The sequence below is a fragment of the Aquimarina amphilecti genome (assembly GCF_900109375.1).
GTDB lineage: Bacteria > Bacteroidota > Bacteroidia > Flavobacteriales > Flavobacteriaceae > Aquimarina > Aquimarina amphilecti.
On record NZ_FOAB01000003.1, the window covers coordinates 1 to 14,484 of the forward strand.

The window sequence follows — 14,484 nt, forward strand, 5'->3', positions numbered from 1 at the left end:
AAGCTATATAGAAAGTATTACTAACGTAATCAATGGAAATAGAATAGCTACTGTAAACTTTACTGGAGGTACAATTGTTGATATTGATGAAACAATTACAACTTTATCGACTGCCGATAATATAACTTACACATATACGTCGGAAGATGCTACTACAACTTCATTTGATGGAACAGATGACCAAACTATTGATAATTTTGATTTCAACGACGCTAATAATATTCTATCTCTTTCCTTAGAGGATGATGGGGAAGTAGATCAAACTGTTGATTTATCAGCCTTAAACGAAAATATTTACAATACTAATGGCACTTTAACTGGCAATAGGGTGATGACAATGGGTAATTTCAATCTACAATTTGATTCAGACTTAGATAATAGAAATACCTTAACCCTTCGAAGAACTAACAACGCAAGAGAGCTCGGTATTTCATTTAGAAACTCTGGTAATGCTTATGCTGCGGCAATTGGATTTGGAACAACCGCTAATGGTAATAACAATGGACTAAATTTCTATGCCGGTGGTAATCAAGGTGATCCAGCAGATATTCAAGAAACATTAAGCCTGAGAAATGATAATCAAATTAGATTTAGCCGATATGGAACTATAGACACCTATCAATTTGATAATACTCCTACTCGATTCTTAGGAATTGAAGCGGATGGCGATGTAGTAACTGTAGATCCAGCTTCTATAGGAAGTGATGACCAAACTGCTTCTGAAGTAGATTCTGATACTCCTGTAGATGTAGATGGTGATGGAAATACGGAAGCAACAGTAGAAGATGTAATTCAGGATATTGCACCGATTACATCTAAGGCTGCTAGGATATTCTATCCTCCTTCAATTGCTATTGATGCGAGCACTATTTCAGCAAATACGGCAGCTCCAGGTGATGAAAGTGTAGATCTTTATCAACAATATATCGATCAATTTACATTAGCAAATGCAGCTACATCACAATCAAGTACTGGCGCTCCTGCGGCTATCCCAACATATGCGGCCAATGAATTATATTACTATGTAACATATTTTGACCCTACAGTTTTTGCAAACGTTGCTATTGATGCGAACGGAGTCATGACCTATGATATAATAGGTACTCCTGCTGACTATAACACATTAATTAATGTAGTATTCGTAGTACGATAATTTTTATATGAAACTCGTAAAATTATATAAAACAATATCTAAATACTTAACTATTGGTATTATGGTTATGTATATGTTGCCCTATACTTTATTTTCTCAAGAAACATATAGAGACAATTTTAGTACCGTATCCTACGCTAACAATAATGGAACTCAAAATTGGGCAGGAAACTGGATTGAGACCAATGACAACAACAGTCCTAACAATGGATTTATTAGGATAACGGGAGGAGATCTTAGACTTGATTGGTTATTTGTAAATACTGAAAACATAAGAAGAACCGCTAATCTTACTGGAGCTTCATCTGCAACTTTATCATTTGATTGGGAAACCAGTGGTTTAGATGGCGGAGTCAATGGAGAAGAATTAAACATTCAAATATCGTCGGATGGCACGAATTTTACTGATATTGGATCATTTACAGGAAGTCAAACCGGAAGTTTTAATCAAGATATAACCGGATTTATTTCTGCTAATACAACAATTAGATTTATTAATAACGGAGGTTGTGGTTTTTGTAATTGGGAAAATGGAGAATTTGCATTAATTGACAACTTAGAAATATCTGCAGTTTTCGGTCCGATTGTATCAGTTATTGACATAACAGTTAACGAAAATGTAGGCACAGCTACAATCACTGCAAGACTTACCGGTGGCACTGTACCTGGAGGGTTTTCTGTAGATTACGATACTTTGGATGACACTGCCTTTGCTGATTCTGACTACATTACTTCTACTGGCACGTTAAATTTTGTTGGAAATCTTAATGAAACACAAACCTTTACAGTACCTATCATAAATAATACTTTTGGTGAAAACGATGAAACCTTTTTTGTAAATCTTAGTAATATAAGTAATACTTCGGTACGAATCGATAATGGTATAATAACAATTAATGATGATGGAGACCCTGCAATACCTAATGAAGTACCTTTAACACTTTTTGATGAATTCAATGGATATTACGATTATGCAGTGACTGCAGGATCTTTTAGAACTGCCGATAATAATGTAGATCCCTGTGCCATAGGAGCAACATCCTCAAATACGCTTACCACCTCAATTCCTGCAGGTTCTACTATCGAAAAAGCATACTTAACCTGGGCACATTCTGGCCCTTCACCTGATGATGTTGTAACCTTTGAAGGACAAACTGTTACTGCTGATGTTATTTACTCGGCCAATCAATTAGCGCAATATTACAGTATGAAAAGTGATGTAACTTCTATTATTAATGGAATAGCGGATCCAAGTAATGAGGCATATGAAATTACCGACCTTAACATCACGGTTAATGGATATTGCGGAACAATAGTATTAGGAGGCTGGTCTTTAATGATTTTTTATACGAATCCTTCTTTACCAGCCGTAAGTATTAATTTTTACGATGGATTTAATTCAGAACAAAATTCATCATCTAGCTATACTCTAGATGGTTTTTTTGCAATTGGTAGCTCTGGTTCTAAGACTTCCGTACTTGCTTGGGAAGGAGATGTTAATTTTACAGGAGGAGAAACTATTACTCTAACATCTGGAGTAAACACAACAACCTTAAATGGAGATGGTGATAACACAGGGGGAACGCAAAATGTATTTAATTCGACTATTTATGACGATACGACAATTCCTATAATCAATGATTCCTCACAGTTTGGAGTGGATTTAGACACTTATGACATTTCTTCACTTATATCTCAAGGAGCAAACTCTGCTACAACCAATGTTAATGTTGGTGGAGATATCGTATTGCTAAATTCTGTATTACTTAAAGTACCTAGTAACTTAATGATAGGTACTGTTTTTGAAGATATCAATTATCCTGGCGGAGCTGGGAGGGACCTTGCCACTTCATCAGGAGTAGGAACAGAAGGAGCTCTGGTAGAACTATATGACAATACAGGTACTTTTATCGATTCAGATATTACCGATGCAAACGGAGACTATAATATAGGCGGTATGGCCAACGGAACCTACACGCTGCGTGTTGTAAATAATACTGTACGTTCTACTAGAGGTGGCGGGACTACTTGCGCAACTTGTTTACCTACACAAACCTTTAGATCCATATTCTCCGCTAGTACTTTAGGAACTGTAACAAACGAAATTGGTGGTACTAACCCACTTAATGAAGATGTAGCCGCTGGAACACTAACAGGTGCCCAAACTATTTCTACTATAACAATAGCAAACGAAGGAGTCGTTGATATAGATTTTGGTTTTAACTTCAATACCATAGTAAATACCAACTCTAGTGGTCAAGGTTCTCTCGGTCAATTTATAATTAATTCTAACAATCTCGACGGAACCGGATTAAACATTGAAGCTAATGGTATTTTTGATCCAGCGGCTGGTCAAGATACTTCTATCTTTATGATACCTCCTACTGGAGATCCATTGGGAAGAACTGCTGACCCGAACTTCGTTACTGGTTTTTTTGATATAAACTTACCAAACGCAGATCCACTTGATGATGTTACAAACAATTCAACTCATATAGACGGGAGAACGCAAACTGCCTATTCTGGTGATACAAATACTGGAACAGTAGGATCTGGAGGAACCAACGTTGGTCTTTCAGGAACTACCTTACCAAACTATGATTTACCTGAGATACAAGTACGTAGTAATTTTGGAGATGTAATTCAACTACAAGCATCGAACCTTGTTATAAGAAACTTAGCAGTATATGGAGGGAATAGAAGAGCTATACGTCAAGATTCTGGAACCGGAAATCTAGTAATGGCAAATCTTTTAGGTGTCAATGCCTTAGGAGTTACTGGAACTGTTGGTGTTGGAAGTTATGTTGATGATGGTTTTGAGATTAATGGAGGACAAGTAACTCTTGATGGTAATTACATAGCTTCAAATACAGATTTTGGAATCTCTGTTAATGGAGGTACATCGACCTTAATACAAAATAATCACATAACCAATAATGGTTTTAGAAATTGTGAGTATAACATCAGAATTGCTAATGGAAGTGGTGTAGTAATCCAAAATAATCTTATAGATAATTCAGCTGCTACCGGCATTTTTGACAACCAAGGTAATGTAACTATTACAGAAAATACAATTACAACAGCGGGAAGTAATAGTGGTGCTGGATGTACTGAACTTAGTGGTATCAATTTAGCGCAAAGTAATTCTTCTATTACTAATAATATTATTGATAATAATGGAGGAGCTGGTATTGTATTAACTGGTGGAACTACTTCAGGGAATCTGATATCTCAAAACTCTATTTTTGCGAATGGTACTGTTGCCGATGCACTCGGTATAGATATTGCAGGTGACGGAGTTACCATTAATGATGTTGGAGATGCAGATACAGGTCCAAATGGAAGTTTGAATTTTCCTGTTTTTGAATCCGTAACCATTTCAGGAACAAATTTAAAAATAACAGGATGGTCTCGTCCAGGAGCAATAATAGAAGTTTTCTTAACAGATATAAACCAAGGAACTGCTGCTGTTGGCGATAATCAATTAGGACTTAGTCTGGATTATGGTGAAGGTCAAACGTATTTAGGTTCTGGTACGGAAGGAAGCGGTGCTGATCTTGACAATACTATCTCATTATATACTAATGCCGATGGAAATACAGATAATACCAATAGATTTAACATTAGTATACCATTAGGTACAACAATTCCTGTTGGAAGTTTAGTTACTAGTACTGCAACAATATCAAACACTACCTCTGAATTTGGAAATAGAACTATTGTTGGAGCAGCAACGGTTATTACTAATCGAAAAATTACATATAGAGTAAAACCCAATTAATATAAATATAATAAAAAACGCTTAACGTAAAAAATTTAAAACTTATAACTTAAAAAAAACACAGTATCACCCAAACATTATGTATAAACATCGTCATCATTATAAAATATTCACGAAAAAGAATCTTTTCAAGGCTTAGCTACTCGACTACTGAATAGTTTATCTCCTTTATTTTATTAAAAACATATTTCTTCTTCATTCTAAAATGTAGCAAGACACATTATCCTTGCCAAAGAATATGTCTTACAAATTAACAAGGAAAAATATGCCTTATCGTGAAACATATGTAATTTGTCGATAAAAAAATGCATTTCAACGATACTTTTGTGAATTTTTTTTTAAAAAAAAGTAGGATGTATGAATAATTTTTATATATTCGCAGTAATTGATTTATGGTTTAACCGTAATTTCAAATTTTAAAAAATATGCCCCAAAACAAATTCTACATAACGTTATTCATACTAGCTGGTTTCATTTCCAATGCTCAGTTGTCTTTTCATAATTTCGGAAATTTACAAATACATGATGAAGGTCAAGTAGGATTTCATCTGGATGTAATTAATGATGGAACTTTTGATCAAAATGTTGGGTTTGCTGGTTTTTATAACCAAAACAGTTTAACAATTTCTGGAAGCAATCGCCCTGTTTTTCATGATATGGAAATTGATGTAATAGATGATCTATATTTAGAAGTTCCTGTTGGAGTTAATAATTTTCAGGAATTTACTAATGGAAGAGTTTTTACACCTAGAGATCAAATACAGGTTTCTTTAGATTATATTAATGATGCACCATATTTAGGAGAAAATGATGATCGCTATGTAGATGGATATGCCTCTATTACTGGTCAACTAGACTTTTCATTCCCTGTTGGTGATGATTTTCGTCATAGACCGGTGCGTATTGAGAGTCAAGCGGCGACTAATACAGCAAAAGCTGCTTATTTCTTTGAAAACCCAAACTTCCCTAATTTCTTTCCAAATAATTTCGATACTAACAGTTTTGGAGATTTGTTGTATGGGATTAGTATTTTTGAATTTTGGGATGTAGACGGAGATCAAGAAACAAGAGTTACCCTAACTTGGGATACTAATAGTAATATTCCAACTTTAGTAAATGATTTAGCTGATCTTAGAGTTGTAGGATGGGATCCTAATTTAGAACAATGGATTAATCTAGGAAATACTTTTGTTACTGGAGATCTTGATAATGGAGAAATCACTTCGGAATTGATCGTTCCTGATAATTTTGTTGCTTTAACCTTTGGAACATCTGGTCTTATATTAGATGGAGATTTAGAAATTTTTACTGCAGTTTCACCAAACGGAGATGGTTTTAATGATACATTTGTAATACAAGGATTAGTTCAATACCCGGATAATGAATTATTCGTATATAATCGTTGGGGAGTTTTAGTATATAATAGAAAAGCATATCATGAAGTACAACAAACTTCGGATGCTTTTAATGGAATTTCTGAGGGTAGAGCTACAATTGCTAAAGGTGAAGAATTACCTGTAGGAACCTATTATTATGTTTTAAACATAGAAGGTACAAAAGATAGAGCTGGATATCTTTATATAAGTAGATAGACATTTTACATCTTCTTATTCTTTAAAGATTAAGACATTACATCTATTTACAGGATAACACTCTCCTATTCGAACAAAACATCTGTATTTTAACAGATGTTTATAAAGTAACTATAAATTTCTTCAAGATTTATAAATAATACATTCCTAAAGACTTTATTGATTATTTTTTTTTAAACAAAAAAGGATCAACTAAAAAGAATTAGAATTTCTAAAATCTAGTTAAATATTAGATCTATTTCAAAAAGTATAAAATTTGTTATCTTATAAAAGGTGATATTTTGCAAAATAATTATACTTTTAGCTATCCGTGCATTACACATATTTTATATATCCTGTACGAAGCTAATTTTAAAAAATTAATTGTAAAATAATCACTGATGAAAGAAAAAGCAGGAAAAACTCAAGATATAATAGATAAAAAATTCCTAGAAGAACGTAGTGTTTTTCTTTGGGGACAAGTTGATGACAAATCAGCTAAACATGTTATTGATAGATTAATGTATCTAGATATGATTAGTAATGATGAAATTAAATTATATATTAATAGCCCTGGTGGTTATGTAACTTCTGGTTTTGCCATGTATGATACTATAAAAACATTAAAAAGCCCTGTATCTACAATCTGCACAGGATTGGCAGCATCTATGGGTTCTATTCTGTTAAGTGTTGGCGAGAAAGGACGTAGATTTATTCAACCACACGCCAAGGTAATGATTCATCAACCAAGTGGTGGAGCAAGAGGACAAGCTTCTAATATAGAAATTCAAGCTACAGAGATTCTCAAAACAAAAGAACTAAGTGCTCAAATTCTTGCGGACAACTGTGGACAAGAAATTGAAAAAGTATTGAAGGATTTTAATCGAGATTACTGGATGGATGCACAAGAATCTATTGAGTATGGTATTGTAGATGGAATACTAGAATAATATACATTGATAATTAAAACACTTTATAAAAAAACCTTGCCTATTTCCATATGCTAAGAAGAAATTTCATAAAAATTAGTGGATTAGGAATAACTGCACTCTCATTATCCTCATTTCATATGATTCAATCAGAATTTTCGAAAGATGACTTAATGGGAAAAAGTGATCCCGTTTTTTATGGAGACACCTATAAATTAAGAAAAGAAGCGCACGAAGCATTTTTAAAAATGAAAGCTAAAGCTTCAGAAAGTGGTATAAAAATAAAGACCGTTTCTAGTTATCGAAATTATGCACATCAAAACAGAATTTGGGAACGTAAGTATAAAAAATTTACTAAAGAAGGATTATCCCCGATAGAAGCAATAAATAAAATAATAGAGTACTCAACAATTCCGGGCACATCTCGCCACCATTGGGGTACTGACATCGATATTGTTGATGGAAATCCTAAACAACCGAAAGGCCTTCTTCTAGAGAAAAATTTTCATGAAGAAGGTCCATTTTGTAAATTCAAAGAATGGATGGATATAAACGCCAACAGCTTTGGTTTTTTTCTTGTTTATACAAATAAAAAAGACAGAAAAGGTTTTAAATATGAACCTTGGCATTATTCTTATGCACCGCTATCCATTCCCATGCTTAAATCTTATAAAAAACTGAACCTGAAAAATGAATTGCAAAGTGCCAACCTACTAGGCAGTGATCAATTCACCATTGATTTTATACAAAAATATATTTCAGAAAATGTATTAGATATCAACCCTAAATTACTATAAAACACACTAAAACACCTATATTTTAGTTATATTAAAAAAGCCCTTTTATATCTTATGAAAAAAATTTCAAGACTTTTTTTCGTTATATTTATTGCTACGGCAATAATTTCTTGTTCTTCTGAAGATGATTCTGGAAATTCAGATATATCGACAGATGAACTTATAAATGAAACTAATATTTCTGATGACATATTAGTATTAGTAAATCAACATAGGCAGAGTATAGGTCTATCAACCTTGTCCAAAAATGAAACCGCTGAGCAATTAGCAATTGATCATACAAAATATATGATATCCATTGATGAAATCAATCATGATAATTTTAATCAGCGGGGTAATATATTAGGCGATGAAGAAAACGCTACCGGAACTGCCGAAAATGTGGCTAGATTTTATCAAGATGCCCAAAGTGTTGTAGATGGTTGGCTAAATAGTACTGGACATCGAGAAAATATAGAAGGTAATTATATGTATACAGGTATCTCTGCAATTAAAGATGAAAATGGGAGATATTATTATACACAACTTTTTTATCGTTAACTGTACATCAACTATGCTAATTAGCACTATTCGTGTTTAAAAACGCGAATTCGAATCCCCTAGTAGTTGCTTACCAAAAATGATCTCTTATACATTTATTTGGTAAGCAACTTTTATATTTAGTAACTTTAGAATTCTAAAAACTTTTACTTAAACCAAAAAACAGTTCATGAGACGCGGTGGATTAAAAATAAGAATACTAATTGGTCTTGCTATTGTAGCTTTTGCTTTTATAAAAAAATGTAATAATAAAACTCTTAATGAATATACGGATAGAGTTCAGAATATTAATATGACCACGGATCAGGAAATTGCAATTGGACTTCAAAGCGAACCTGAAATGACTAGGCAACACGGAGGTTTATATCCTGATCAAAGACTTCAAAACTATGTAGACAATGTTGGCAATAAACTTGTAAACAACACAATGGCTAGAGAATCTGATTATCGATATGAATTCCACCTCCTAGCTGACCCTAATACAATTAATGCCTTTGCATTACCAGGTGGTCAAATATTTATTACGTACGCACTTTATTCTAAATTACAAAACGAAGATCAACTAGCTGGTGTTCTAGGGCATGAAATAGGACATGTTTTAGGTAGACACTCTGCCGAACGTATAGCAGAACATGAATTTTGGAAAACCATTTCTACAGGAGCTTCTGTAGGTGCTGATGCTGGTGGGCTGGTAAATGGGATAGGGCAAAATGTACTTTTAGGAAACGGTAGAGACGATGAGTTGGAAAGTGATAAACTAGGTGTTTTATTTATGATCAATTCTGGTTACAATCCACAAGAAATGATCGGTGTTATGCAGATTCTTAAAGCAGCAGGTGGACCCAATCGTACTCCAGAATTCCAAAGTACACATCCTGACCCTGATAATCGTATTGAAAAAATTGAAGAAGCTATTAGAGAATATAGCGGTCAATAAAAACTTCGACTAGAAATATCTAATCGAAGTTTTTTAGAGTTTTAATATTATATGTTTTAAGACATTTCCTTAAGCACATCCATCGCTTCTTTAGCATTAGCTAATTCGGCAAATTTCAATGCAGTATTCCCTTTATCGTCCTTAGCTTGAAGGTATGCTCCTTTTCCTATTAATAATCTTATGATATCAGCTCGGTTATACCTTGCAGCATACATTAAAGGTGTTTTTCCATCTAACCTTAGATTTACATCACTCCCCTCCTCTATCATTTTTGCTACAGTATCAAGATCTCCCTTAATAACTGCCATAAAAAAAGGATCTACTTTATTAATATTTAGCTCATAATTCTTACTATCACTAATCTTTACTTCTTCTGAAGCAAAGCCCACAGGTATAATGAACAGAATCATTAATGCCGTCATAATTGTTTTTCTCATAATGTTGTGAATTATTGAAGTTAGTATATTGATTTATTAATTTCCAAAATCATAAAAGAGATAACCTGTTATTTTACACCTACCTAATTTACAGAATTTTACCCAATAATAAACTTAAAAAATTATTAATATTATAAAAAATTAACATTTTAATAAAGAATATTTAAATTTACTGTTTTATGTTAAGTAAATCATTTACGTATAAAGAGCTAAATAATCATAGCCCATTTTACATATCTTAAAAATTCAATTATCATCATTAAAACCTAACTAAATCTAAGAATTACCCATTTTTTATCTTGATCACTAAGATCTATTAATAGTTCTTCAAAAAAACGTCTATATAAAGCAGTTCAAGCTGCGATAAACTGCAAATAGGCAGCTGTAGATTTTTGTATGCGTCTATTCTATATTGTAATTTAGCCTATAATCATACGTATCGGCAATCAACTGAATAAATGATTCAAAACATCAAATCATATACAGAAAAGAAATGAACAAAAAAGTAATCTTAATGATTCTGGATGGTTGGGGAACATCACCGGATCCTAAAGTTTCCGCAATCGATCATGCAAACACTCCATTTATTGATAATTTATATACAAAATACCCTAACGCTTCCTTAAGAACAGATGGATTGCATGTTGGACTTCCTGATGGACAAATGGGGAATAGTGAAGTTGGTCACATGAATCTTGGAGCAGGAAGAATAGTATATCAAGATTTAGCTAAAATTAATATGGCGATCAAAAATGATACACTAAAAAATGAAAAAAACTTAATTAATGCCCTTAAGTATGCCAAAGAAAATAATAAAGATATTCATCTTTTAGGGCTGGTTAGTGACGGTGGCGTTCATTCGCACATAAATCATATAAAAGGATTATTAGATGTTGCCAATTCTGAAGGATTGAAAAACGTTTATTTACATGCTTTTACTGATGGGCGTGATGTAGATCCAAAATCTGGAATCAACCATATCAAGGAAATCCAACACTATATGGAAGAATCTACAGGAAAGCTAGCCTCCATTGTAGGACGTTATTATGCTATGGATCGAGATAAACGATGGGAACGTGTTAAACTAGCTTATGATCTTCTTGTTAATGGAACAGGAACATCTACCACCAATGCAATTGAAAGCATACAAAAAAACTACGATAATGATATCACAGATGAGTTTATTAAACCGATTGTTATAGAAGAAAACGAATCTCCTGTTGCTACGATTAAGAATGATGATGTTGTAATATTCTTTAATTTTAGAACAGATCGCGGTCGAGAACTCACAGAAATGCTTTCTCAATCAGATATGCACGAATATAATACTCATAAATTACCATTGTATTACGTTACAATGACTAATTATGATGAAAACTTTAAAGGTATTGAAGTCATTTATGACAAAGATAATATTACCGAAACATTAGGAGAAGTATTATCTAAAGCCGGTAAAAAGCAGATTCGTATAGCGGAAACAGAAAAATATCCTCACGTTACATTTTTCTTTTCTGGAGGACAAGAAGAACCCTTTGAAGGTGAATCCCGAATTCTTAGAAATTCTCCAAAAGTTGCTACCTACGACCTTAAACCAGAAATGAGTGCATATGAACTAAAAGATGCATTAATTCCAGAGTTACAGAAAGGCGAAACAGACTTTATATGCTTAAATTTTGCGAATGGCGATATGGTAGGTCATACGGGAGTTATGGAAGCTGCGATAAAAGCTTGTGAAGTGGTAGATGAATGTGTAAAAGATGTTGTAACAAGTGGATTAAAAAATGGATATACTACCATATTGATTGCTGATCATGGAAATTGTGAAACAATGATTAACCCAGATGGATCTCCTCATACAGCTCACACCACAAATCCTGTCCCTGTGATACTAATTGATAGTGATCATATTATGGTAAAAGATGGGGTTTTAGGTGATATTGCTCCAACAATTTTAGATCTTATTGGTGTAAAACAACCAGAAGCGATGACCCAGAAATCTCTATTAAAGAAATAAATAACAAAAAAAAAGATGAGTATTATAATTGTAATACTCATCTTTATACTCTACTTATATTCTTATTTAACACAAAATACATAAATTAAATATTTTTGAAAAAATTAATATTGAATTTATCTTTTTAATGCATACGCTGAACCTTGCGCTAAATCCTTAAGAAAAGTTATACATAGTTTAACATTCATCTGAAAAAAAGGGTTTAAATACTTCATAACTAATTGATTTTTAAATTATATACCTAATTTACTAATTACTTATCTTCACAATAATATTTTTCGCTTAGTGAAATTTGAACTTAGATAAAAAGTCAATTATATAAGACGAAGCAAACCATCACTCCAACTAATAAAAATTTCATTTCAGTATCTTTAACATATTATTATAAATTTTATAATAATTATACGCAGCGAAATCCTACATTCTCAGTTATGATTTATGAGAGTAAGCACTAACCCTTATTCATGAATAAAGAAGAGCAAGACAGACTGGTTAAAGCTTGTAAAAAGAATGACCGGGATGCTATGGAAAAAATATATAATACTTTTATGCCCAGGATGCTTGCGGTAAGTTTTCGCTATTGTAAAAATCAATCAGATGCAAAAGATATTGTACAAGAAGCATTTATCAAGGTATTTAAAAATATAAAAAAATATAAGCATAACGGAACATTAGGGAGCTGGATTGAAAGAATTGTAGTCAATTGTGCAATTGATGACTGGCATAAGAGAAAAAAGACAATCCTAATTGATAATTCAGAATTAATAGAAGAAAATGAAACGCAAGAATTAAACGATTTTGAAAAAAATCATTTTTCTCAGCAACTTTCTGCAGACAAATTAAGAATACTAATAAGTGAGTTACCTGAACAATATAGATATGTTTTAAACCTCTATGCTATTGAAGGATATTCACATAAAGAAATAGGGAAAATATTAAAGATTAAAGAAAGTACATCTAGATCAAACTATACCAGAGCTAGAAAAAAACTTTTAGAAAATATGAGAGCTATCGGAATTGAAAAATACTAATTGCTATCTCTAAATGAGAACCAGATGAAAGAGGATAAAGACCTTTTAAAAGAGCTTTTAAATACAAAATTTAAAGACGATGTGATAGAATCGTCTGGGGAGAACTTTGATCTAATTTTTGATGCCGTACAAGAAAAATCTGATGATAAAAACCTGTTTTATTGGTATACAGCTGGCTTCATACTTTTAATGATTATCGGTGTATGTACTATATATTACATTAAAAACAGTAAAACATCAAACACAAATACAGAAATTACTAGTAAGGATACTATTTTCGACAATGAAAATAATAACCCTACAACAACTACTGTTGATTCTATATCAGTTAAAAAGGAAGAAAACACACCAATCATTATCAAAAATGAGTCGGTTGAAGACTCAAATCAACTTCAAGAAGATTTAAGCAACAAGCAAATAGATGTTACAACTTTAGAGCCTGAAGATGAAATCATTGAAAAAGGAGTTATTACAGTTACTTATACTGCATCCGAAAAATATGCATTTACAGAAAGGACAAAATACAATACATTGCCTGACTCAAGTACTATTGTAGTAAGAAAAAATAGTAAAGTGAACTTTACCGCTACCAAACAAGGGTATCGAAGAGCAGATATTACTGGTACGGTATTTTTAAATATTAATAAAGATGAATCCAAACCTTTCATACTTTTTGGAAAATATTGTAAAGTACAAATAACCGGAAATTCTTTTGCTATACATTCTGACACTACAGGAGATTTAATGACCTTAATTAAAGGGTCCGCAAAAGTAGTCCATAACAACACAAAAGAAGTGAAAATATTATCCCCTGGTCAGAGTTTACATATTAACAACAAAGAGATTTCTATTTTAGAAAAATCTCCAAATCGATTTGCTTGGAAAACCGGAAAACTATTTTATCAAAATGCTTCAGTAAATGAAATTATTAATGATCTTGGAACGAGCTATGATGCCAAAATCTTATTAAAAAGCTCTGATATATTAAATTGCAAATATTCTGGATCTTTTAAGAACAAAGATATTTCGCAAATACTAGAAAAACTTACCAAGTCCTTGACTTTGGAATTAACTAAAAAAGATGATTTATACATTATCTCCGGGAAAGGTTGTAATGAATAAGGACAGTCCAAAAATTTCATTGCAAGAAAAACCAAAGCTAAATACTAAAAAAAAGACCCTTACCCATAGATTTCCCAATACAAATGTCTGAAGGTTTCTAATCATGAAATGTTCTTATTAAATTATATGAATCTTTAGATATGTTATCCAAAAGATTTCTTTACTAACTATA

At 32.4% G+C, this 14,484-nt stretch carries 10 protein-coding genes and 1 pseudogene; 10 read left to right on the plus strand and 1 reads right to left on the minus strand.

The window, feature by feature from the left end:
* The 7 genes and pseudogenes from BMY33_RS23435 to BMY33_RS07620 all read left to right on the plus strand — a co-directional run.
* Window positions 1-1,153, plus strand: a pseudogene (locus tag BMY33_RS23435) (hypothetical protein); the annotation flags it as partial.
* Between the two features lie 7 nt (window positions 1,154-1,160).
* Window positions 1,161-4,934, plus strand: a complete 3,774-nt coding sequence (locus BMY33_RS07595) for a beta strand repeat-containing protein (RefSeq protein WP_091407239.1) — start codon at window positions 1,161-1,163, stop codon at window positions 4,932-4,934.
* A gap of 425 nt (window positions 4,935-5,359) precedes the next feature.
* A complete protein-coding gene (locus tag BMY33_RS07600) occupies window positions 5,360-6,526 on the plus strand; it encodes a T9SS type B sorting domain-containing protein (protein ID WP_091407241.1) in 1,167 nt (388 codons plus the stop codon).
* A 380-nt stretch (window positions 6,527-6,906) separates the two neighbouring features.
* Window positions 6,907-7,455 carry a ClpP family protease gene (locus tag BMY33_RS07605; RefSeq protein WP_091407243.1) on the plus strand — a complete coding sequence of 183 codons (549 nt, stop codon included), beginning with the start codon at window positions 6,907-6,909 and terminating at the stop codon, window positions 7,453-7,455.
* Between the two features lie 50 nt (window positions 7,456-7,505).
* Complete coding sequence (locus BMY33_RS07610) at window positions 7,506-8,231, plus strand: M15 family metallopeptidase (RefSeq protein ID WP_091407244.1); 726 nt, start codon at window positions 7,506-7,508, stop codon at window positions 8,229-8,231.
* Window positions 8,232-8,285: 54 nt separating this feature from the next.
* Window positions 8,286-8,771 carry a CAP domain-containing protein gene (locus BMY33_RS07615; protein WP_091407246.1) on the plus strand — a complete coding sequence of 162 codons (486 nt, stop codon included), beginning with the start codon at window positions 8,286-8,288 and terminating at the stop codon, window positions 8,769-8,771.
* Between the two features lie 169 nt (window positions 8,772-8,940).
* Complete coding sequence (locus BMY33_RS07620; protein ID WP_091407247.1) at window positions 8,941-9,708, plus strand: M48 family metalloprotease; 768 nt, start codon at window positions 8,941-8,943, stop codon at window positions 9,706-9,708.
* A 56-nt stretch (window positions 9,709-9,764) separates the two neighbouring features.
* On the opposite strand, the gene BMY33_RS07625 is transcribed toward BMY33_RS07620, so the two are convergent.
* A complete protein-coding gene (locus tag BMY33_RS07625; RefSeq protein WP_091407249.1) occupies window positions 9,765-10,145 on the minus strand; it encodes an ankyrin repeat domain-containing protein in 381 nt (126 codons plus the stop codon).
* Between the two features lie 493 nt (window positions 10,146-10,638).
* On the opposite strand from BMY33_RS07625, the gene gpmI reads away from it, so the two are divergent.
* From gpmI to BMY33_RS07640, 3 genes are all read left to right on the plus strand, one after another.
* Window positions 10,639-12,159, plus strand: coding sequence for a 2,3-bisphosphoglycerate-independent phosphoglycerate mutase (gene gpmI, locus BMY33_RS07630; protein ID WP_091407250.1), 1,521 nt, complete (start codon window positions 10,639-10,641; stop codon window positions 12,157-12,159).
* Window positions 12,160-12,623: 464 nt separating this feature from the next.
* The gene (locus BMY33_RS07635) at window positions 12,624-13,190 is read left to right on the plus strand and encodes an RNA polymerase sigma factor (protein ID WP_091407252.1); all 567 of its coding nucleotides are present in this window, start codon (window positions 12,624-12,626) and stop codon (window positions 13,188-13,190) included.
* Window positions 13,191-13,214: 24 nt separating this feature from the next.
* Entirely contained in the window at window positions 13,215-14,312 is a 1,098-nt protein-coding gene (locus tag BMY33_RS07640) for a FecR family protein (protein WP_091407254.1), read from the plus strand.
* Window positions 14,313-14,484: the final 172 nt, after the last annotated feature.

Bases quoted from the DNA above. Each gene is read 5' to 3' on its own strand.
- BMY33_RS07595 (WP_091407239.1), top strand. From the start codon at position 1,161: ATGAAACTCGTAAAATTATATAAAACAATATCTAAATACTTAACTATT.
- BMY33_RS07600 (WP_091407241.1), top strand. From the start codon at position 5,360: ATGCCCCAAAACAAATTCTACATAACGTTATTCATACTAGCTGGTTTC.
- BMY33_RS07605 (WP_091407243.1), top strand. From the start codon at position 6,907: ATGAAAGAAAAAGCAGGAAAAACTCAAGATATAATAGATAAAAAATTC.
- BMY33_RS07610 (WP_091407244.1), top strand. From the start codon at position 7,506: ATGCTAAGAAGAAATTTCATAAAAATTAGTGGATTAGGAATAACTGCA.
- BMY33_RS07615 (WP_091407246.1), top strand. From the start codon at position 8,286: ATGAAAAAAATTTCAAGACTTTTTTTCGTTATATTTATTGCTACGGCA.
- BMY33_RS07620 (WP_091407247.1), top strand. From the start codon at position 8,941: ATGAGACGCGGTGGATTAAAAATAAGAATACTAATTGGTCTTGCTATT.
- BMY33_RS07625 (WP_091407249.1), bottom strand. From the start codon at position 10,145: ATGAGAAAAACAATTATGACGGCATTAATGATTCTGTTCATTATACCT.
- gpmI (WP_091407250.1), top strand. From the start codon at position 10,639: ATGAACAAAAAAGTAATCTTAATGATTCTGGATGGTTGGGGAACATCA.
- BMY33_RS07635 (WP_091407252.1), top strand. From the start codon at position 12,624: ATGAATAAAGAAGAGCAAGACAGACTGGTTAAAGCTTGTAAAAAGAAT.
- BMY33_RS07640 (WP_091407254.1), top strand. From the start codon at position 13,215: ATGAAAGAGGATAAAGACCTTTTAAAAGAGCTTTTAAATACAAAATTT.